Source organism: Sorangium sp. So ce834 (assembly GCF_051521425.1).
GTDB classification, from domain to species: Bacteria; Myxococcota_A; Polyangia; order Polyangiales; family Polyangiaceae; genus Sorangium; species Sorangium cellulosum_D.
Map to the genome: position 1 here is coordinate 8,093,507 of NZ_CP150351.1, position 20,835 is coordinate 8,114,341.

At 69.8% G+C, this 20,835-nt stretch carries 15 protein-coding genes; 6 read left to right on the forward strand and 9 right to left on the reverse strand.

Annotation, left to right across the window (positions count from 1 at the left end; translation table 11 throughout):
• The first annotated feature begins 280 nt into the window (after positions 1-280).
• The gene (locus WMF20_RS29365) at positions 281-5,836 is read left to right on the forward strand and encodes an nSTAND1 domain-containing NTPase (RefSeq protein WP_437605225.1); all 5,556 of its coding nucleotides are present in this window, start codon (positions 281-283) and stop codon (positions 5,834-5,836) included.
• Positions 5,837-5,864: 28 nt separating this feature from the next.
• Here the strand turns inward: WMF20_RS29365 and WMF20_RS29370 are convergent, their stop codons facing one another.
• Both WMF20_RS29370 and WMF20_RS29375 read right to left on the reverse strand, forming a co-directional pair.
• Positions 5,865-6,569: a hypothetical protein gene (locus tag WMF20_RS29370; protein ID WP_437605226.1), complete on the reverse strand. Its 705-nt coding sequence runs from the start codon at positions 6,567-6,569 to the stop codon at positions 5,865-5,867.
• An 88-nt stretch (positions 6,570-6,657) separates the two neighbouring features.
• Complete coding sequence (locus tag WMF20_RS29375; RefSeq protein WP_437605227.1) at positions 6,658-7,572, reverse strand: hypothetical protein; 915 nt, start codon at positions 7,570-7,572, stop codon at positions 6,658-6,660.
• Between the two features lie 1,214 nt (positions 7,573-8,786).
• Here WMF20_RS29375 and tnpA (WMF20_RS29380) point away from each other — a divergent pair.
• The 4 genes from tnpA (WMF20_RS29380) to WMF20_RS29395 all read left to right on the forward strand — a co-directional run bounded on the left by tnpA (WMF20_RS29380) (position 8,787) and on the right by WMF20_RS29395 (position 13,373).
• Positions 8,787-9,122 (forward strand): IS66 family insertion sequence element accessory protein TnpA, encoded by a 336-nt coding sequence (gene tnpA, locus WMF20_RS29380; RefSeq protein WP_437605158.1) that lies wholly within the window; start codon positions 8,787-8,789, stop codon positions 9,120-9,122.
• Positions 9,116-9,592, forward strand: a complete 477-nt coding sequence (tnpB, locus tag WMF20_RS29385) for an IS66 family insertion sequence element accessory protein TnpB (protein WP_437605159.1) — start codon at positions 9,116-9,118, stop codon at positions 9,590-9,592. Before tnpA (WMF20_RS29380) ends, tnpB (WMF20_RS29385) begins: the two co-directional genes overlap by 7 nt.
• Entirely contained in the window at positions 9,534-11,201 is a 1,668-nt protein-coding gene (gene tnpC, locus WMF20_RS29390; RefSeq protein WP_437605160.1) for an IS66 family transposase, read from the forward strand. The genes tnpB (WMF20_RS29385) and tnpC (WMF20_RS29390) overlap by 59 nt, the downstream gene beginning before the upstream one ends.
• 1,995 nt (positions 11,202-13,196) lie before the next feature.
• Complete coding sequence (locus WMF20_RS29395; RefSeq protein WP_437605228.1) at positions 13,197-13,373, forward strand: hypothetical protein; 177 nt, start codon at positions 13,197-13,199, stop codon at positions 13,371-13,373.
• 389 nt (positions 13,374-13,762) lie between these two features.
• On the opposite strand, the gene WMF20_RS29400 is transcribed toward WMF20_RS29395, so the two are convergent.
• The 4 genes from WMF20_RS29400 to tnpA (WMF20_RS29415) all read right to left on the reverse strand — a co-directional run bounded on the left by WMF20_RS29400 (position 13,763) and on the right by tnpA (WMF20_RS29415) (position 17,722).
• Entirely contained in the window at positions 13,763-14,593 is an 831-nt protein-coding gene (locus WMF20_RS29400; protein ID WP_437605229.1) for a hypothetical protein, read from the reverse strand.
• Between the two features lie 744 nt (positions 14,594-15,337).
• Positions 15,338-17,005: an IS66 family transposase gene (gene tnpC / locus WMF20_RS29405; protein WP_437605160.1), complete on the reverse strand. Its 1,668-nt coding sequence runs from the start codon at positions 17,003-17,005 to the stop codon at positions 15,338-15,340.
• A complete protein-coding gene (gene tnpB, locus WMF20_RS29410; protein WP_437605159.1) occupies positions 16,947-17,423 on the reverse strand; it encodes an IS66 family insertion sequence element accessory protein TnpB in 477 nt (158 codons plus the stop codon). Before tnpB (WMF20_RS29410) ends, tnpC (WMF20_RS29405) begins: the two co-directional genes overlap by 59 nt.
• Complete coding sequence (gene tnpA / locus WMF20_RS29415; protein ID WP_437605230.1) at positions 17,417-17,722, reverse strand: IS66 family insertion sequence element accessory protein TnpA; 306 nt, start codon at positions 17,720-17,722, stop codon at positions 17,417-17,419. The genes tnpB (WMF20_RS29410) and tnpA (WMF20_RS29415) overlap by 7 nt, the downstream gene beginning before the upstream one ends.
• Before the next feature lie 421 nt (positions 17,723-18,143).
• Between tnpA (WMF20_RS29415) and WMF20_RS29420 the strand changes: the two genes are divergently transcribed.
• Positions 18,144-18,317: a hypothetical protein gene (locus tag WMF20_RS29420; protein WP_437605231.1), complete on the forward strand. Its 174-nt coding sequence runs from the start codon at positions 18,144-18,146 to the stop codon at positions 18,315-18,317.
• A 327-nt stretch (positions 18,318-18,644) separates the two neighbouring features.
• On the opposite strand, the gene WMF20_RS29425 is transcribed toward WMF20_RS29420, so the two are convergent.
• The 3 genes from WMF20_RS29425 to WMF20_RS29435 are packed head-to-tail and all read right to left on the reverse strand — an operon-like array spanning position 18,645 to position 19,942.
• On the reverse strand, positions 18,645-18,983 hold the full coding sequence (locus WMF20_RS29425; protein WP_437605232.1) for a hypothetical protein: 339 nt from the start codon (positions 18,981-18,983) through the stop codon (positions 18,645-18,647).
• Complete coding sequence (locus WMF20_RS29430; protein ID WP_437605233.1) at positions 18,935-19,558, reverse strand: hypothetical protein; 624 nt, start codon at positions 19,556-19,558, stop codon at positions 18,935-18,937. The genes WMF20_RS29425 and WMF20_RS29430 overlap by 49 nt, the downstream gene beginning before the upstream one ends.
• A gap of 6 nt (positions 19,559-19,564) precedes the next feature.
• Entirely contained in the window at positions 19,565-19,942 is a 378-nt protein-coding gene (locus WMF20_RS29435) for a hypothetical protein (RefSeq protein WP_437605234.1), read from the reverse strand.
• Between the last annotated feature and the right edge of the window lie 893 nt (positions 19,943-20,835).

The window sequence follows — 20,835 nt, forward strand, 5'->3', positions numbered from 1 at the left end:
CCGGGTCGTCCGCTGCGACGCGGGTCGGGTCGTCCGCCCGGCTCCGCGCTCGACGCGCTGGCGGCTGGCGACGCGCCGGCGCCGGACGACGCGCCGGGGCCACTTTATGAACTGGTGGGCAGCGACATCCGCTGCCCGAGCATCGGACCGGCCACCTCGTCGAGCGCCCCCGGCCACACGCCGAGCGGGCTCGACGGCGCCGATCGTCGCGATGCTCTCGTGGTGTGGGGCCTTCCGCCCGAGGCCGCCGCGGGGAGGCGGCTGCCACCGAGAGGTTGCGATGAACCGGGAGACGCTCGCTCCAGGGATGGTGTTCCAGGGCCGCTACGAGCTCTTCTCCGTGCTCCGGGAGAGCAGCCTCGGCACCGTCTACCAGGGGCGACTGATCGAGAGCGGGCAGCCGATCGCCCTCAGGCTCATGCGCCTCGACCGCGGCGGCGACCCCGCAGATCCAGAAGACGTCGCGCGCTCCCTGCAAGAGATGCGTCGCAGCGCGCGGCTCCACCATCCCAACATCGCCCGGCTGATCGACGGGGGGCAGACGGACGAGGGGCACGTTTTCACGGTCAGCGAGCTCGTGCCCGGCCAGAGCCTGGCCGAGCTGCTGTCGCAGCAGGGCGCGCTCGAGCCGCAGGAGGCGCGGCACCTGATGCGGCAGGTCCTCGACGCGCTGGCCTGCGCGCACCGGCAGGGCATCGTCCACGGGTCGCTCCGGCCGACGCACGTGATGATCGCCCCCTCGGCGGCGAGTCGGGACGCGCGCGTGCTCGATTTCGGCCTCGCCGCGGTCGCCGCGAGCCTGCGGAGCGGCCGGGGCGGAGGGCCCGCCTCGGGGACCGAGCCCCTGGGCTCGCTGGCGTATGCCGCCCCCGAGCAGATCTGGGGGCTCGCGCCGACGGCGCGCGCGGATCTGTACGCCTGGGCGCTCATGTTCCTCGAGTGCCTCACGGGCAGGCGCGCGGACCGGGTCAGCGCTCCGGACAGGGACGATCTCCACCAGCAGCACCGCGGGCAGGTCCGGATCCCTCCCGCGCTCCTCGGTCACCCGGTCGGCGCGATCGTGCGGCGGGCGACGAGCGAGGAGGAGGAGGCCGACGAGCGGCTCGTCACGGCCGAGGGCCTCCTGCGCGAGCTCGACGCCTGCGAGCCGGGCGGGCTCCGCCGCGCGACCCTCGTCGATCTCGGCGCGCCCGTCGGCACGGAGACGGCGGCGAGCCCAGGCTCGCCGCCTCCGGAGGGCGCGCTCCCCGAGGAGGTGGAGACGGCGGAGATGTCCGGCGCCACGCCGCCCCCGGAGGAGGCTCCGACGACGCCGGCGGATGCCCTCGCGGCCTACGCGCCCCCGAACGTCGGCGACACCATCAAGCACTACGAGATCATCCGCAAGCTGGGCCAGGGCGGCATGGGGGTCGTGTTCCTGGCCCGCGACACGAGGCTCGGCCGCCTCGTCGCCATCAAGCTCCTCCGCGAGCACAGCAGGCAAGGCATCGGGCGCTTCCTCGCCGAGGCGCGGGCCACGGCGCGGTGCAGGCACGAGAACATCGTGGTCATCCATGAGGTGGACGAGATCCACGGGCACCCCTACCTCGTGCTCGAGTACGTCAAGGGCCGCACGCTGCGCGAGTGGATGGCGCAGCGCGAGCACCCGAGCGCGTCCGGGTCGTCGCCCGTCGCGCACACGCCGCCCGGCCCGCTGTCGCCCAGCCTGGCCGTCGAGCTCATGATCCCGGTGGTCCGCGCGCTGGCCTGCGCGCACGAGCTCGGGATCGTGCACCGCGACCTCAAGCCGGAGAACATCCTCCTGGAGGACGCCGGCTCCATCAAGGTGCTCGATTTCGGCATCGCCAAGCAGATCGAGGCCGAGCGGATCTCGATGTTCACGGGCGCGCGCATGGTGCTCGCCGGACGGGCTCGGCCGAGCGCGCAAAGCACGATCCTGGGCACACCCCGGTATATGTCCCCCGAGCAGCTGCGGGGCGGGGACATCGACGCCCGCTCCGACCTCTGGGCCGTGGGCATCATCCTCCACGAGCTGGTCACGGGGGCGCACCCGCTCGACCCGTTCTCGGCGGCGCGGATCGTGGAGATCGTGAACCTCGAGCTCCCGATGCCCGCCGTCAGCGAGCGGCGCCCGGACGTCGGCGCGCTCGGCGCCCTCATCGACCGCTGCCTGAAGAAGCGCGCGGTCGAGCGCATCGGCTCGGCCAAGGAGCTCCTCGCCGAGCTCGAGGACCTCCTGCCCGGCCGAACGTCGCTCGCGCTGAGCGAGGACGAGGGCCCGTTCGCCGGCCTCGCCGCGTTCCAGGAGGCCGACGCCCCGCGCTTCTTCGGCCGCGAGCGCGAGGTCGCCGCCCTGATGACGCGGCTGCGCAACCATCAGCTCGTCGCCGTCGCCGGGCCCTCGGGGGCGGGCAAATCGTCGTTCGTGCGCGCGGGCGTGATCCCGGCGCTGAAGCGCCTGGGGGATCGCTGGGAGGCGTTCATCCTGCGCCCGGGGCAGCGCCCGCTGTCCGCGCTCGTCGACGTGCTCGCGCAGGTCGCCGAGGCGGAGCCCGCCAGCGCGACGAGCTCGCCCGAGCTCCCCGACCACGACGAGCTCGTCGCCACGCTGCGCGCGCAGCCGGGCAGCCTCGGCGCCCGGCTGCGCGCGCGCTGCCGCCGGGAGGGGAAGCGGCACCGCATCCTGCTCTTCGTCGATCAGTTCGAGGAGCTCTACACGCTCGGCGCCGCCGCCGAGGCGCGGGCGGCGTTCATCGCGTGCCTCGCGGGCGCGGCCGACGACGCCTCCTCGCCGTTGCGCGTCCTGCTCGCCATCCGCTCGGACTTCCTCGATCGCATCGCCGACGACCACCACTTCATGACCGAGGTGACCCGCGGGCTCTCCTTCCTCCCCACCATGGGTCGCGACGGCCTGCGCGAGGCCCTGACCCGGCCCACCGAGGCGGCCGGCCACCGGTTCGAGACCCCGGCCATGGTCGAGCACATGCTGAGCACGCTGGAGAGCACCCGGAGCCCCTTGCCGCTCCTGCAGTTCACGGCCGCGAAGCTGTGGGAGGCGCGCGATCGCGAGCGCCGGATCTTGACGCGGGAGAGCTACGAGCGGCTCGGCGGCGTGGCCGGCGCCCTGTCCGCCCACGCGGACGCGGTGCTCTCGGCGCTGCCGCCCCACGAGCAGCGGCTGGCCCGGGCGGTGCTCCTGCGCCTGGTGACGCCCGAGCGCACGCGCGCCGTCGTGCGCCTGGAGGAGCTCCGCGAGCTCGCGCGGGACGGTCAGGGGGACGCCGCCCAGGTGGTGCAGCACCTCGCCGCCGCGCGGCTCCTGCTCATCGAGACCGGCGGCGAGCGCGAGGGCACGACCGTGGAGCTGGTGCACGAATCGCTGATCGAGCGGTGGGCGAAGCTCGGGCAGTGGCTCGCCGAGAGCGAGCAGGACGCGGAGTTCTTGGCCCGGCTCCGCGCCGCAGCCGAGCCATGGGAGGCGAGCGGGCAGGCCGAGGGGCTGCTCTGGCGCGATCGCGCGGCGAGCGACGCCCGAGCGTGGTACGAGCGCCGCCGCGCCGAGCAGGGGGCCGACTGGCGCGCCGGGCTCGGCCGGCGCGAGGAGCGTTACCTCCTGGCCGTCGTGGCCCACTGCGAGCGGGCGCGCCGCCTGCGCCGGCGGCTCACCACGGGCGTGATCGCCGCGCTCACCGCGTTCGCGGTCACGGTGTCGTACCTGGCGGCCCGCGCCCACCAGCAGGCCACGCGCGCCGATCGGGAGGCGCTGCGCGCGCGCAACGCCACCCGCGTGGCCGCGGCGCGCGAGCTGCAGGCCGATCCCACGAGCGTGCTCGCGATCCTGCGCGAGGTCGAGCCGCGCGACGAGCCGCGGGGGTGGGCCGTCCTCGCGCGCTGGGCGCTGCACAGCAGGCTCGCGCGCGCGGTGCTCGTCCACCCGGACGGGGTGCTGGACGCGGACTATAGCCCCGACGGCAGGCGCATCGTCACCGCGTCGGCCGACCGGACCGCGCGCGTGTGGAACGCCGACGGCATCGGCGAGCCCATCGTCCTCCGCGGCCACACGGATCCGGTCTATTCGGCGGCGTTCAGCCCCGACGGCCAGCGCGTCGTCACCGGGTCCCAGGACCGGACCGCGCGCGTGTGGAACGCCGACGGCTCCGGCGAGCCCATCGTCCTCCGCGGCCACGAGGCCTGGGTCCTCTCGGCGGCGTTCAGCCCCGACGGCAGGCGCATCGTCACCGCGTCGGCCGACCGGACCGCGCGGGTGTGGCGCGCCGACGGCGCCGGCGAGCCCATCGTCCTCCGCGGCCACACGGATCCGGTCCATTCGGCGGCGTTCAGCCCCGATGGCAAGCGCATCGTCACCGGGTCCCAGGACCGGACCGCGCGCGTGTGGAACGCCGACGGCTCCGGCGAGCCCATCGTCCTCCGCGGCCACACCGATCGAATCTACGGGGTCGCGTTCAGCCCCGATGGCAAGCGCATCGCCACCGCGTCCTGGGACAGGACGGTGCGGGTGTGGAACGCCGACGGCTCCGGCGAGCCCATCGTCCTCCGCGGCCACACCGATCGAATCTACGGGGTCGCGTTCAGCCCCGACGGCAAGCGCATCGCCACCGCGTCGCAGGACGAGACGGCGCGCGTGTGGAACGCCGACGGCACGGGTGATCCGTTCGTCCTTCGCGGTCACGACGATCAGGTCTATTCGGTGGCGTTCAGCCCCGACGGCCATCACCTCGTCACCGCGTCTCACGACAAGACCGCGCGGGTGTGGAACGCCGACGACGCCGGCGAGCCGATCGCCCTCCACGGCCACACGGATCGAATCTACGGGGTCGCGTTCAGCCCCGATGGCCGGCGCGTCGCCTCCGCGTCGCTCGACAGGACGGTGCGGGTGTGGAACGCCGACGGCACCGGCGAGCCGCTCGTCCTCCGCGGTCACGAGGACGAGGTCAACTCGGTCGCGTTCAGCCCCGACGGCCAGCGCATCGTCAGCGGGTCCTCCGACAAGACCGTGCGGGTGTGGCGCGCCGACGGCGCCGGCGAGCCCCTGGTCCTCCGCGGTCACGAGGATCAGGTCTACGCGGCGGTGTTCAGCCCGGATGGCCAGCGCATCGCGAGCGGGTCCGGCGACAAGACCGTGCGGGTGTGGCGCGCCGACGGCGCCGGCGAGCCCCTGGTCCTCCGCGGCCACGAGGATCGGATCTACGCGGTGGCGTTCAGCCCCGACGGCCAGCGCATCGTCTCCGGGTCATCGGACAACACCGCCCGGGTGTGGCGCGCCGACGGCACCGGCGAGCCGACGGTCTTGCGTGGTCACGACGGCGACATCAACGCGGTGGCGTTCAGCCCCGATGGCCGGCGCATCGCCACCGCGTCCTGGGACCGGACCGCGCGGGTGTGGCGCGCCGACGGCGCGGGCGAGCCGCTCGTCCTCCGCGGCCATGCGCACTGGGTGCTCGGGGTGGCGTTCAGCCCCGATGGCCGGCGCATCGCCACCGGATCGCAGGACCACACCGTGCGGGTGTGGCGTGCCGACGGCGCGGGCGAGCCGCTGGTCCTCCGCGCCGGCTCGCCGATCAACGCCGTGGCGTTCAGCCCGGATGGCCAGCGCATCGTCGCCGCGGCGGACGACCGGGTGGTGCGGGTGTGGACCGATCTCGAGGAGCTCCGCAGCGTGGACGATCCGAAGCTGTGGGCCGCGACCACCTACTGCATGCCGGTCGACCGCAGGATGGATCTCTTGCGCGTGCCCGAGGCCGCCGCCAGGGCCAACCGGGAGGCCTGCGTGCGCCGCGTCGAGGAGGCGCGCGCGGCCGCCACGAGGCCCTGGTGACGCGAGCCACGCGCTTTCTGACGCTTCATCAAGACGCTCTCCTACCAACAAGGATCTTGGCAGTGGCCCGCGCGTCGGTGACGCCAGGGATGTGCCGCAGCGCTGACGCGACGCGCTCGGAGAAGACGTCGAGATCCTGCACGGCGAGGCGCACCGCGCGCTGCAAAATCTCTGGCTCAACCACGAGCTCTCTTGGTTGAGCGGGCATGCCGCCTTCGGGTTCTTCCCGGAGGTGAAGCATCGGGGCATCATGCCAGGCCATTAACCATGGGTGACCGATCCAGAGCATCTCGGGGGACTCGGCCGACCGATGGGCGGCTGTCCGCCAATTTTCGAGATCGCTCAGATCACCACAACAGGTCGGTAACAAGAGAACCTCGCCGTCGTCGACGAGCGCGAGGCCACCGCTGAGGGCGCCAACCTCGTCATCAGCTGGAACGCTGTCGCCGAGGTGTACACGGAGGACCGTGATCAGCGCGTCCTGGGACGTCAGCGCATCGATCGCAACGAACCACGAGCCGGGCACGATGGGGTCGACACCGACCAGACCGCCCGCACGAAGGCACGCCCGCCAGTAGCGATCGCTTTCTGTTGCGGTCCACGGCCCCGAGCTCGGATGGGGCGCCGAGCCGAAGCGGCCGGGCTCAAGCTCCACAACGGGCATCAGCCGAAGCGCGTCCGTCGTGACGTGAATCCTAGGCTGCTCCTCTGAGCGGCATCGGTCCATGTCCACCTTCGTTCTCGTCCGCCCAACGCCTGGCGATAATCAGCGGGCGAAGTCCGTCTGATTCATCGTCCTGTCGGGCCGCATCCGCCGACGGTCAGGAGAGCACTTCGGCGGCGGTCTTCGCCCCAAGGACGTTATCGATCCAGCGGTCGAGGGTCGCGATGTCCGTGCATCCCTGGATGCGCGCGCTCTCGTTCTCGCTGAGCACCACCCCTGCACGCGCGAGCAGCCGCAACAGGGTATCCCTCTTGCCCTTGAGCTCGCCCTCACGGACGCCCTTGAGCTCGCCCTCACGGATGCCCTCGAGCTTGCCCTCACGGATGCCCTCGAGCTTGCCCTCACGGATGCCCTCGAGCTTGCCGCGATCGATGAGCCTCTGCACGAACGGGGGAAACGTCGCCTCGCCTTCGATCTGCCGTTCCATGACCAACGCCTCCAGAGCCTGCCGCATCGGCTCACGCAACGCGTTCCAGATGAGCTGAAAGTAGACCATCGCGTGCTCCTGGTCGAGCCAGCCAAGGGCAACGAGCGCCGCCTGGACCACGGCGAGCCCGTTCGGCCCGTTGCCGTGCGCCACCGCCGAGAGCACGGCGAGCTCCGTCTCCGCCTCCGCGTCGGCAGGATCGGTGATCTCGGGGATGACGGCCGGGCCGAGCACCAGCGGCTCGACGTGGCCGAGCCCCAGGCCGAGGTCGATGCTCTCCGCCGCCCAGGCAGCGACGCCGGCGTCCGGCGCGACCACGAGCACGACCGTGCGGCAGCGCTTCTTGGCGCGCACGACCGTGACATACGTCGGCCACGAGAACTTCTTGTTCGGATCCATGTCGCGCTGGACCTCGATGACGATCGCCAGCACGAGCACGCCGCTCGCGTCTCGAAGCTCGAGCACCAGGTCAGCGCGGAACTCCACGGGCATGAGCTGGTCGAGCGACGACTCGACCACCGCGGCGGAGGCGTGCGCCGGCACCTCGACGTGGAAGAGCGTCGCGAGCAAGCGAGGCGCGAGCACCGGGTCCTCACGGAACGATTCCGTGGGGGCGAACCGTCGCGATCCGTCACATTCGCCGAGGTTTCTGGAAGGCCAGCACCCGGATCGCACCCGCTCGGAGCGCGCGATCCCAACCTGGACCCAACCGCCGGGCCTCAGCGCCCGGGAGCTCGCGCCTGCCGAGCCGTCGCCCCGGGCCGTCGTGGTCGCCTCGCTCACCGGCACCCTGAGCCGTGCCGTCGCCCTCGGCGATGAGGAGGCGGCTCGTATCGTCCACGAGGCGATCGGTCGGCTGCTCGGCCTGCCAGGACCGGCGGGGCGATCAGGCTCGCGCCGACCGTAGCCCGCCGCGTCGGGACGGCCTTTCTCCCATGTGCTTCGGCTGTGCCAGGAAAGCGGCTGCCTGCTTCCTGGTCGCCGTGCTCCCGCACAGAGGAGAGTGGCGCCAGCTGTGCGCTACCGGAAGAGGGGCAGCTTTCCGTCGCAGATCCGCTGGTCCACTTCGCCGGCAGCGAGTAGACACTATCGCCTCCCTGCGACGGGGCGGTAAGATGCAGGGGGGTTGGCCGCGCGAACGGCTGGACGAGTTGCTGCCCGACGCCCGGGCGACATCGTCGCGCACTGCTCCGACCGTCGGCAACGCCGACGCGACCTGAACAACCAACGCGCCGTGTGCGCTTGGGCACGCGATCACCCAATCGACTCGCCATCCACTGAGTCAAAGGGATCGTTCTCGATCTCTTCCCAGTGTGTTCTCCGCAGAGCACCAGATGGAGGGGGTTCCCCCGGTGGGTTACCCGGTGGCACAGACGGCGAGCGACCTTCGGGATCTTGCCGCTTTACGAGTCGTAAGAATTTGCCCTTGACCGACTGCGCCGAGACACCTGCTTCTCGAAGAGTGGCAACCTCCTCATCGCGCAGGTTAGTGAAGATTAGAGCCTGACGCTCAAGCGAAGCACCCTTGGTCAACAGGAAGTCCAAGAAAAGCTGCCGATGGTGCTGGTCCGGATTCTGCTGAAGTGGCTCGTCAAGTGCGACGAACCCAAGATGATGGCGTCCGACCGCGGCGAGCGAGAGGAGATAGGCGACGATTAGGCGTGCCCGATCACTCGCAGATCCGAATGAACGGAGCCATCTCCCTCGAAGCGTCGGCATGTGTAAGCGCCCGACCAACGCCATCGTGACCGCCCGTGCGGCGCCGGTTAGCTGTTCCCATCGCGACGAAGGAGGAAGCGATGGCGACGAGAGTGGAGTGGGCCGAGCGGGTGCAGCGATGGGAGCGGAGCGGACTGAGCGCCGAGCAGTTCGCACGGCGCGAGGGGTACAAGGCCAAGCAGCTGTACTGGTGGCGCTGGAAGCTGCGGGCTGAAGTGGCCTCCCAGCCGTCGCCTCCGTCGGTGGAGGCGCCGCGCTTTCTGCCGGTGCACGTGGTGACCGACACATCGCCGGCGGCGGCAGAGCCGATCGAGATCGCGCTGCCCAACGGCCGGGTGGTCCGTGTTCGGCCGGGCTTCGACCCGGCCACGCTCGAGCGAGTGCTGGCGCTCGCTGCCGAGGAGGTGCCGTGCTGACGCTGCCGCCGTCGGTGCGCGTGTACGTCGCGGCCGAGCCGACCGACCTGCGGAAGAGCTTCGATGGCCTTTCGGCGCTGGTCGCGCAGTGCTTCGGAGCCGATCCGCTCTGCGGGCATCTGTTCGTGTTCAGGAATCGGCGAGGCGACCAGATCCGGATTTTGTTCTGGGATCGCACTGGGTACATGCTTGTGGCGAAGAAGCTGGCGTGCGGAAGGTTCCACTTGGCGCGCGACGTGCCGCAAGGGGCGACGCACGTCGAGGTCGAGTCCGCGGAGCTGTCGCTGATGCTCGAAGGGCTGGACCTGTCGACCGCGACACGGCGCAAGCGCTGGCGCCCGACGAGGGCCGAGACGGAGAAAACTCCGTCTGAAAACGGAACGCCTTGTTTGTCCGGCGCGCCGTGGATACATGGCGCGCCCGATGACCGAGCCGCCCGCACCGCCCGCCAAGCTACCCGTCGACATTGAGGATGTCCGGCGCAAGCTCGAGCAGCTGGCAGCCGAGGGGCGCATCGCGGACCTCATCGAGCTGGTCGTCCAGCTGCTCGTCGGGCAGCGAGACACCAACACCGCGCTGAGCGTCCGGCTGGCCAACGCGCTTCGTGAGCTGTACGGCCGCAAGAGCCAGAAGGTCAGCTCCGAGCAGCTGTCGCTCATGCTCGCGGCGCTCGGCGACGCGGAGCAGAAGGGCGGCGAGCCCGCGCCCGCTCCCTCGAACGAGGCGGCAGCGACAGAGCCGGGCGACGGCCCCGTACCGCAGCCGCCTGATCCTCCGAAGCCTCCGCGCGGCCGCGGTGGCCGCGCGCCGCTGCCCAAGGACCTGCCGCGCGAGGAGCGCGTCATCCAGGTCCCTGAGGCCGAGCGCGCCTGCGAGCAGTGCGGGGAGACGAAACAGTGCATCGGCTATCGCACCAGCGAGGTCCTCGAGTTCGTGCCGGCCCAGTTCCGGATCATCGAGGAGAAGCGCGAGAAGCTGGCCTGCCCCGCCTGCCCCGAGGAGGGCGTCGTCACCGCGGCGAGCGAGAAGGTCATGGATCGGGGCCGACCGGGACCGGGCCTGCTCGCGCACATCCTCGTGCACAAGTACCACGATTCGACGCCGCTCTACCGGCAAACGCAGCAGTACGAGCGCAGCGGCGTGTCGCTGTCGCCCTCGACCCTCGGCGACTGGGCGGCGTTCGGGGTCGACGTGCTCACCCCGGTCGCCGACCGCATCTTCGAGCGGGTGGTCGAGGCGTTCTACCTGCATGTGGACGACACGGGCCTGCGCGTGCTCGATCGCGATCATCCCAACGGGGTCAAGCGCGGGCATGTCTGGTCGTTCGCGGCCCAGGTCGATGATGGCACCAAGCTGGTTGCGTTTCGTTATGCCCCGGACTGGAGCTCGAAGCGGCCGGCCGTGATGCTCGCCGGCTTCTGCGGGTACATGCAGGGCGACGGCTACGCCGGCTATGACGCGATGGAGGACGAGGACGGCGCCCCCGTGGTGCCTGACGAGCGCCGTCTCGGCTGCGGCATGCACATCCGCGCCAAGTTCGAGAAGGCGGCGAAGAGCGGCGATGCGCGCGCCGCCATCGCGCTGTCGTACTTCAAGACGATCTACCGGGTGGAGGCCGCCTGCAAGGCCGAAGGACTGGGGCCCGATGCGCGCAAAGAGCGACGCGACGAGCAGTCGCTCGGTGCGGTCGATGAGCTGTATCGGTGGATTCGCGAGCTGCACCCGCGGCTCGTACCGAAGACACCGCTCTACGAAGCGACCCGCTACGCGCTCGGTCAAGAGGCGGCGTGGCGGCGCTGCTTCACCGACGGTCGATTCGAGATCGACAACGGTGAGGCCGAGCGAAGCCTGCGGCGTATCTCGATCGGCCGGAAGAACTACCTGTTTGCCGGCTCGGACAAGGGAGCAGAGCGCCTCGCCCGTGCGTATACCGTCTTCGGCTCCTGCCAGCTGAACGGCATCGACCCGCTGGCGTGGGCCACGGACGTCATCGGCAAGCTGCAAGCCGGCTGGCCGCTGTCGCGCCTGGACGAGCTGCTGCCCGACGCCTGGGGCAAGTCGCCGGCGACCGACGCGTGAGCCGAGGCCCCCCCGGGGGGGGCGGCGGCTGATCGAACAGATCGCGGGGAGCGCGAGAGCCGCCGCCTGGTGCGCTGCGGCGGCGCGGTCGCGTATGGCCGCGGACGGCCGCGGCTGCGCCGGGCGCCGCTCCGCGCGGGCCTCGCCGCCTGCGAACGCGCGCGCACGGCTCGCAGCGGCGAAACGGCGGAGCGTGCTCGCGGGAGCGCGACGGCACAAGATGGCGCCTGTCGGGCGGTTACTCCCCGTCTCCGCGTCAACGAGTTCATCTGTCGTCGAAGACGGCAATCCGCCGTTAACAAGTGTGTCCATCCGCTGTCGAAGTCTCTCGCGAGCGTTCTCCATTAGCTCGAAAGGATCGACCCCCTGCTTGCTCGACGCGAGGCGAGCATCGATGGCTGCCGTCCTACGAGTCCTCTCGAACTCCTCATGCAGGTTCGGAAGGCTCGCGGCTAACTGCTGGTTGAGTAGGATGCTCTTGCTCCAGCCCTGCTTGAACGTCGTCCGAAGCGCCTCGATAGCCTCTATCTCGCCGGGAACCAGCGCCAGGAGATCGTCGAACTTCTTGTTAAAACGGTCCTGGTTAGGTGGTTCGTGCATCTTCGCTTGCTGGTCGGCGGATTTCAAAGCTACGAAGAAACCTGGGTGTTCTACCCGGAGGAGGAACTGTTCGCTGACAGACGTGTTGTTTGCAAGGTCGGTAGGTCCCCAGAGCACCAGCTCGCATTTGGGATGAACAAATCGCTTCCTACTTGCCTTCTTGTACTTTTCGAACGCCGTCCCAAGGTCGCCCAGGAGACGCTTGTCTTCGAAGATGTTGGTGATAAGTATGATTGCTTCAATCCTTGTCGAGGGAGGATCTCCAAGCACTGTAACTAGGGCATCGTTTACTTTCTCCACCAGCTTCGGCGAATTAAAATCAATTTCCAGCAAGCGTCGGAGATCCGACTTGAACTTCTCTGCGATCTTCTTGCGGAGCGCTGCCGAGAGCGTTCCAGGACCGGGTTGCAGTTCCAGTCCGTAGCAACAGTATGCTCGAGTACGGCCGTGGGAGAGCCCGTCGAGACCACCGTCGCCGTTGGGCTTGTCAGGCACGCGCTGGAAGCCGTTACCCGTGAACGTCTGCTGGAGAGCGGTAACGACCTCGGCCTCGAACGGGTCACCGCTGAGGAGCGCCAGCTTCCGCGCGTACTCATCTGCCAGGGTCAAGCTGCCCCCTCGCCGTCTAAAATCCGCTTTGCCGGGACGAGCACGTTATTGCTTGGGTACATCGGGCACGAGTTGTCTGGATATCGCCTCGCGGCGACCTTTCCCAATCCGCCCCAGAGCCGAAGCGAACTAACGCTTATGCTGAGCAGCTGCGCACCCCGCGTGGTCGCGCTCAGGTCCTCCGGCCGGTGGTATCGCCTCAGCGAGTCGTGCATCGTAACGGATAATGTAGCTGAGGGTGGACCAACCCCGCAAGAGGTGGCTAACATGCGAACGATCTCCGAAGGATGCCGGCGTCGCAAGGGCCACCTGCCGGCTAGATCGACCGCGCCGGGCAACGCGAGCCCACACCAAGCCGCGGGCAGCACGGCGACGAAGACGAGATCGGTGCGCAACTGGCGCTAGGTGGATGGCCAGCGTGCCAACGCCGGCGGCGTCCTTCGGGAACCGGGCGACGACCTGGTAGGTGACGGCGAGGCCCGCCGCGATTCCGGGTCGCGGTAGGGACGGCCCTTCGCCGTCAACGACGCCGCGCGCGATGCCGTTCCCCCGTGCGCCGCCGCCACCGCCCCGTAGGCCCACGCGCACGGCGCTATCCGTGATGCTCCAGGTGAGCTGGTGCCCGCCGACTTCTCGCAAGCACCGCTCAGGACCTCGCGAATCACGGCGATCCCCGCCGGCGGCCGGATCGGTGTCCGTGGGCCGCGGAGCCGTCGCCCCGCCGCGACGTGGGCGCCCCCGTGCACCTGCGCCATGTTCACCGCGCCCTCGCCCAAGACGGCGAGCATGACCACCAGCCTGCTCATTCTGCTCCTCGCCCGCAGCATCCCCACCGCCCTCGAAGTGGCCCGCCTCGTCCGCACCGCGCGCGCCGAGGGCCGCCCCATCGACCGACGCGCCATCGGCGTGTACCTGCTGAAGCTGGCCGGACGCGCCATCGTCGAGCTGCCCCCCGACGAGTAGCCGTGCCCGACACGGGCCGCGTCTCCACCACGGTGCGGCTCACGCCCGCTCACCGGCCGTCAGGTAAAGCCGCCGCCGGAACTGCGCGTCCCTGGATCGCGGCGGAGCCGTGACACACAGCGACGGCAGATCGAGACGGAGGCTGGGTTGCGCCGGCTCGTCAGACCGGCGACATACGCGGGTTCGAAACCCGAGCGGGATTTGCAACATTTCCAGTGCTAAAAGTAGCCTAGCACCCACGTTTGAACTTTGCGCCCGGTGCCCGAGCTCGATCTGGAGGATACCGAGCGCGACCTGGGGCCGCGGTTGGAGCAGAAGCGCACAAGCAGCGCAACAGCGCCAGGCAGCTGTCGCGTTGCACTTGGGGCACGAGTTCCACCAGCTTGACTTCAGGGTCCAGCCGTTGCGTGCGCGACTCCAAGAGTTTCTTCGAACACCGGGCCGACCAACGTGAAGGCCAGCGGGGGCGGTAGCTCCGGATCGTGCTCGGTCGCTACGTCCGCGTTTGCCCAAATCAAGTGGTGCATGTCTTTCGCAACGAAGCGCCAGCCCTGGCGCGGTGGCCAGTACACGACAAGAAGTAGCAAATGGCCAAGGCCAAGCAGCGCCTTATACGAACTCCGGACCAAACCCTTTACCACTTCCAGATCAACTGCCTCTGTGTTGCATCGACAGTCCGGCCAGTCCTTGGTCACCATCAACAACAAGTGCCGCTCGATATCGCGATTTGTTCCGAACACGGCGACACCTTCGGGCAACCTGTTCGCGTGCACCCTTACCGAACGCGCGTGTTCCTTCGGCAAGTAACGAACAAACGGGTCCGCCGAGTCCAAAGCGAGAGCTGTCTTAAGGGCCCATCGAGCAACGATCATGGCCGCTTCTGAGTCCAGATCGGCGACGTCCCGAGTGGCATCAACCAGAGCAACTAAATGAGGAGCAACAGCCCGCTCAAGATCGCTCATCCACCCGTTGTTACATGAACCACACACGTCTTCCTGCAACAGAATCGAAAGAGGTCTTTCTTTGTCGGCAAACTCCTCTCTTGTGGGCGACTGCAACACGTACACAAACTCCTCGTCAAATCCGATTCGCTTTGGACGAACTGGGTAATTTTTAAATCCAAGGTGAGACTGCAGCCAATCCGGAATCACATGCTCCATGGCCACGTTGCCGCCACGTCGGCGGCTCAGCTTACAGTCACAAAAATAACAACGTTTCATCGTGGAAGAGTGTAGCACCTCGACCGAGATGGCGGCGAGACGTGGCACTCCGCTCCGCGGGACGGCGGTCCGGCGGGCTGGCCGCGCGACCAGCTGGACGCGCTGCTTGCTGCCCGCCGCCTGGGTGCGATCGTCGAGCGCCGCTCCGACCGCCGACGACGACGCGCCCTGAACGGCCCGGCCCTCGGTCTCCAACGCAGGCGAAGACGCCCTCGCCGGGCCCTCCTCCCGTGCCACTCGGGCGCGGGCCGGCGCCGCCCCGCGTCCAGCATCGTCGACCCGGCGGGAGCCGCAAGGGCTCGCGCCCATGGCGATGACTGGGCGCTTACGGCAAAGGCACCTTGCGCAGCGCGTTCCGCGGGAGCGTCGATCCGTCATGGCCGAGCCGGCGTTCGACCACGGCACCGTCTTCCACGGCACCGTCTTCTCGGGCTCAGCGCGCTCGCCGGAGGCTCAGCGCGCTCGCCGGATGTGTGGCGCGCCCCGTGATGGCGTATCGGTCGTAACCGCCCGACAGGCGCCATCTTGTGCCGTCGCGCTCCCGCGAGCACGCTCCGCCGTTTCGCCGCTGCGAGCCGTGCGCGCGCGTTCGCAGGCGGCGAGGCCCGCGCGGAGCGGCGCCCGGCGCAGCCGCGGCCGTCCGCGGCCATACGCGACCGCGCCGCCGCAGCGCACCAGGCGGCGGCTCTCGCGCTCCCCGCGATCTGTTCGATCAGCCGCCGCCCCCCCCGGGGGGGCCTCGGCTCACGCGTCGGTCGCCGGCGACTTGCCCCAGGCGTCGGGCAGCAGCTCGTCCAGGCGCGACAGCGGCCAGCCGGCTTGCAGCTTGCCGATGACGTCCGTGGCCCACGCCAGCGGGTCGATGCCGTTCAGCTGGCAGGAGCCGAAGACGGTATACGCACGGGCGAGGCGCTCTGCTCCCTTGTCCGAGCCGGCAAACAGGTAGTTCTTCCGGCCGATCGAGATACGCCGCAGGCTTCGCTCGGCCTCACCGTTGTCGATCTCGAATCGACCGTCGGTGAAGCAGCGCCGCCACGCCGCCTCTTGACCGAGCGCGTAGCGGGTCGCTTCGTAGAGCGGTGTCTTCGGTACGAGCCGCGGGTGCAGCTCGCGAATCCACCGATACAGCTCATCGACCGCACCGAGCGACTGCTCGTCGCGTCGCTCTTTGCGCGCATCGGGCCCCAGTCCTTCGGCCTTGCAGGCGGCCTCCACCCGGTAGATCGTCTTGAAGTACGACAGCGCGATGGCGGCGCGCGCATCGCCGCTCTTCGCCGCCTTCTCGAACTTGGCGCGGATGTGCATGCCGCAGCCGAGACGGCGCTCGTCAGGCACCACGGGGGCGCCGTCCTCGTCCTCCATCGCGTCATAGCCGGCGTAGCCGTCGCCCTGCATGTACCCGCAGAAGCCGGCGAGCATCACGGCCGGCCGCTTCGAGCTCCAGTCCGGGGCATAACGAAACGCAACCAGCTTGGTGCCATCATCGACCTGGGCCGCGAACGACCAGACATGCCCGCGCTTGACCCCGTTGGGATGATCGCGATCGAGCACGCGCAGGCCCGTGTCGTCCACATGCAGGTAGAACGCCTCGACCACCCGCTCGAAGATGCGGTCGGCGACCGGGGTGAGCACGTCGACCCCGAACGCCGCCCAGTCGCCGAGGGTCGAGGGCGACAGCGACACGCCGCTGCGCTCGTACTGCTGCGTTTGCCGGTAGAGCGGCGTCGAATCGTGGTACTTGTGCACGAGGATGTGCGCGAGCAGGCCCGGTCCCGGTCGGCCCCGATCCATGACCTTCTCGCTCGCCGCGGTGACGACGCCCTCCTCGGGGCAGGCGGGGCAGGCCAGCTTCTCGCGCTTCTCCTCGATGATCCGGAACTGGGCCGGCACGAACTCGAGGACCTCGCTGGTGCGATAGCCGATGCACTGTTTCGTCTCCCCGCACTGCTCGCAGGCGCGCTCGGCCTCAGGGACCTGGATGACGCGCTCCTCGCGCGGCAGGTCCTTGGGCAGCGGCGCGCGGCCACCGCGGCCGCGCGGAGGCTTCGGAGGATCAGGCGGCTGCGGTACGGGGCCGTCGCCCGGCTCTGTCGCTGCCGCCTCGTTCGAGGGAGCGGGCGCGGGCTCGCCGCCCTTCTGCTCCGCGTCGCCGAGCGCCGCGAGCATGAGCGACAGCTGCTCGGAGCTGACCTTCTGGCTCTTGCGGCCGTACAGCTCACGAAGCGCGTTGGCCAGCCGGACGCTCAGCGCGGTGTTGGTGTCTCGCTGCCCGACGAGCAGCTGGACGACCAGCTCGATGAGGTCCGCGATGCGCCCCTCGGCTGCCAGCTGCTCGAGCTTGCGCCGGACATCCTCAATGTCGACGGGTAGCTTGGCGGGCGGTGCGGGCGGCTCGGTCATCGGGCGCGCCATGTATCCACGGCGCGCCGGACAAACAAGGCGTTCCGTTTTCAGACGGAGTTTTCTCCGTCTCGGCCCTCGTCGGGCGCCAGCGCTTGCGCCGTGTCGCGGTCGACAGGTCCAGCCCTTCGAGCATCAGCGACAGCTCCGCGGACTCGACCTCGACGTGCGTCGCCCCTTGCGGCACGTCGCGCGCCAAGTGGAACCTTCCGCACGCCAGCTTCTTCGCCACAAGCATGTACCCAGTGCGATCCCAGAACAAAATCCGGATCTGGTCGCCTCGCCGATTCCTGAACACGAACAGATGCCCGCAGAGCGGATCGGCTCCGAAGCACTGCGCGACCAGCGCCGAAAGGCCATCGAAGCTCTTCCGCAGGTCGGTCGGCTCGGCCGCGACGTACACGCGCACCGACGGCGGCAGCGTCAGCACGGCACCTCCTCGGCAGCGAGCGCCAGCACTCGCTCGAGCGTGGCCGGGTCGAAGCCCGGCCGAACACGGACCACCCGGCCGTTGGGCAGCGCGATCTCGATCGGCTCTGCCGCCGCCGGCGATGTGTCGGCCACCACGTGCACCGGCAGAAAGCGCGGCGCCTCCACCGACGGAGGCGACGGCTGGGAGGCCACTTCAGCCCGCAGCTTCCAGCGCCACCAGTACAGCTGCTTGGCCTTGTACCCCTCGCGCCGTGCGAACTGCTCGGCGCTCAGTCCGCTCCGCTCCCATCGCTGCACCCGCTCGGCGCACCCGCTCGGCCCACTCCACTCTCGTCGCCATCGCTTCCTCCTTCGTCGCGATGGGAACAGCTAACCGGCGCCGCACGGGCGGTCACGATGGCGTTGGTCGGGCGCTTACGTCTTACGTATCGGTCGCCTGCAGCAAGCAGTCAGTCGGTTGCGGCAATGCGGACGCGTCGCGGTCGTCAGCCCGACGACTAGCGCTCTTGGGCGTGAAGCGTAGGTAGCGGCGATAGCCCGGTAGGCGGCATTGACGCTGGCGCTGCCAGCGCAATACAGCCTGCGGAAAGGCAAAACCGAACGGCACACGCCCGCCCAACTTTCCGCGATCAACCGGGCTGGGCGGCGCGCGTGCGCGTTCAGGTGACCGACACGGCTTTCTCCAGTCGACGTCTGTTCACACCTGAAGGGGATTCAAATGAACCTCTGCAAGAGAGATCAAAATGAACCGTCGTCATGTCAGTCAAACATGATGATGACGCATGCCGCTCACATGTCAACCGTGGGCACCTTCAAAGAGTTTGGTTGGATGAATCTAAGAATTGCGATGGCGGTCGTGATGGTGATGATTGCCTGGAAGTTGACCCGCTAGCGGGAATAGGCGCAGCCGAGCGATTCAAGAATTAGAGGCGTCACCGGAGCCGCAGGCATCACCTTCGGCGGTTCGGTCAGCTCAGTCCGACTGAACTGCGCCGCGCCGACGCGGCTGGCTGCCTGTGGCGCCGGTGGAGCGAGAAGCTTCTGTTGCGACGCGGCCCCGGCGCGAGCTGCTACTCCGAGCTGCTACGCGGAGCGGTGCGTGCTCAGCTCGCCTGACATGGCCGAGCGCCTCAGCGTACGGCTTGTCGGCTGCGCCTGCTCCTCCTCGCCACGCATGAGCATCTCGTACAGCAGCCGCCCCCGGTCGCGTCCGGCCAGCTCATCCGTGGCCCCGGGCCCCGACCCCGGCCGCCTGGAGCGCCGCAGTAGCGTCGATCCCGTCGGCGCCCTCGCTCACCCCGACCTTATGCAGGAGCAGCCGATGCAGCACCTCCTGCAGCGTCCCCTTGTAGACCGGCGCGTAGGCGCGGGCCTGGAGCTTCTGACCGATGCGCCGCACGCGCCCGATCGCCTGCCTACGGATCAGCGGATTGCAGGCCGGGTTCTCGTTCCAGACAACGCTCGCGAAGTGGACGAGGCTGTTCAGGCCCGTCCGTACCGCGACCGGGTTCACCACGAGCACCCGCCGGCGCTCCCGACGATCTCCTTGTCGATCCACGCCCCGCGCTTCTTCGGCGCTACCTTGTTCGCCCACAGGATCGGCGTGTTTTGGCCGGTCGCCTCCTCCAGCAGGCGCGCGAGCCGCGGCATGAGCTCCAAGTGCCAGCAGAACACCATGACGTTCCGGCCCTCGACGAACGCCCGGCGCAACACGTCGACGAGCCAGGTCTCATTCGGGAGCAGCTCGCCCGCGGGGGCGCCCCGGCTGCTCGGCAACGGCGCGCCCGCCGACCGTCTCGGGGTAGCGCACCTGGTAGACGCCGCCCTCGGCATTGCCGACGTCGTCGGTCGCGCGGTCGAGGTACGACGGGAGCTCCGCCAGTTGCCCGAACAGCGGCCCGGCGAGCTGGGAGAAGCGGTCCCGCTTGATTGCTGGAGCAGCGTCCGCTGGAGCGCCTGGTAGCGCCTGCCGAGCTCGGCGCCCATCTCGATCTGCTCGACGCTCTCCTCGGCCGGCGGGTGGTCGTTCCCGAGATCGTCCACGTGGAGGGTCACCGCGATCGGGAGCAGGTGCCGCCGGAGCAGCGCGGGGAGCATGCCGGGCGCCTGCCCGGACGTCCGCTCGACGCGCACGCACGGTCACCTCGTCGCTCGCGGCGAGTAGCAGGTGGGCCAGGCGCTCGATAAGATCACGCTTCGTCTCGCCCTTCTGGCCCATGACCACCCGTCGTCGCGCTCCAACACCTCCGCCAGCACCGGCGGCTTCGGTCCGCCGCGCACCCGGCTGGCGTCGATGCGGTTCAGCAGCACGAACAACGCGCGCAGCTGGTCCGCGTCGACGCCCCCGAGGCGCATCGCCCGGAGGCTCCACCGGATCGACGCGTCGGCGCGCAGGATCACGAACTGCCGCGACAGCACCGCAGCCCGCGTGTGGGCCCGCAGGTTCTCGCAAGCGTTCCCCGGGACCCCGCCGGCGGTCCGGCGAAGCCTCGTGAGCCGCCCGTGCGGGCGGAGCATCGCCGCCGCCTTCGCCGCGTCGATGCCGGGTACCCCGGGGCGGAGTTCGGGCCGCAGAGAATCTCGATTCGAGCTGCTGCGGGGGCTCCTGCAAGGCGTCGGACGACAGCGACCCGTGACTCCCGCCGAAGTCCGCGATCGCGCCGTCGCCCTACTCGTCGCCGCTGCCGGTAGCGTCGATGCCTGCTGCGCGCGGGCGCTGCTCGCCGTGGCCGACGAGGCGCGCGGCTGTGCCGCCGGGCCACGACGTGCGCTCGATCGCGGTTGCGATCGGACGCGTCGTGCGGCAGGTGAAGCGGCTGGTCCTCGCGGGAAAGGTGCCGCGGGCACCGACGCCGCCGTCCAGCCGGCCAGCGCGAGAGTCGGCGCTGCCGTGGGACCGGCCGGACGGGCGTTACACGTTCCTCGATGCCGAGACAGCGATCGATGGCGAGCCGCCGAGGGAGCGAGCTGTGAGCAAGGTGGTGGCGTTCGTGGCGGGCGCCGGAATCACCAGCGTGCCGCGGTAGTGCTGTGTCGACGACAGCACCACCACGCGTCCGGGTGCGGGGTGCTCAGGAGCTCCAAGGCGATCCAGCGCGTCTGTCCCGGCTCGGGGCTCGAGGAGGGACAGGCTCATGGAGAGCCCGTCGTCGGGCGCGAACGCCCCGGAGGCCGGCCGCCGATCGGCCGGTAGTCCAGCCGCGCAGCTACCTCGAGCAGATCCCTCGAGCAGCGGTCGCGGCGGGGTGAGCGCGCGCGGCGTGTCCGCCTCGGGAGGTACGTTGTCCAGCCGAGCGGCATTCCGGCCTGGTAGCGCTCGCCGCCTGCGCCGCGCTTGCGCGGCGGGACCGGACACCTGATTTCGGCGGCGCGAGGTGTCTAAGCGTCGCGGTTCGGCCGAGCTCGCCGAG

Excerpts from the sequence above, each read along its gene's own strand:
- WMF20_RS29365 (WP_437605225.1), top strand. The coding sequence starts at position 281 with ATGAACCGGGAGACGCTCGCTCCAGGGATGGTGTTCCAGGGCCGCTAC.
- tnpA (WP_437605158.1), top strand. The coding sequence starts at position 8,787 with ATGGCGACGAGAGTGGAGTGGGCCGAGCGGGTGCAGCGATGGGAGCGG.
- tnpC (WP_437605160.1), top strand. The coding sequence starts at position 9,534 with ATGGCGCGCCCGATGACCGAGCCGCCCGCACCGCCCGCCAAGCTACCC.
- WMF20_RS29395 (WP_437605228.1), top strand. The coding sequence starts at position 13,197 with ATGACCACCAGCCTGCTCATTCTGCTCCTCGCCCGCAGCATCCCCACC.
- WMF20_RS29400 (WP_437605229.1), bottom strand. The coding sequence starts at position 14,593 with ATGAAACGTTGTTATTTTTGTGACTGTAAGCTGAGCCGCCGACGTGGC.
- tnpC (WP_437605160.1), bottom strand. The coding sequence starts at position 17,005 with ATGGCGCGCCCGATGACCGAGCCGCCCGCACCGCCCGCCAAGCTACCC.
- WMF20_RS29420 (WP_437605231.1), top strand. The coding sequence starts at position 18,144 with ATGAACCTCTGCAAGAGAGATCAAAATGAACCGTCGTCATGTCAGTCA.
- WMF20_RS29435 (WP_437605234.1), bottom strand. The coding sequence starts at position 19,942 with ATGCTCCGCCCGCACGGGCGGCTCACGAGGCTTCGCCGGACCGCCGGC.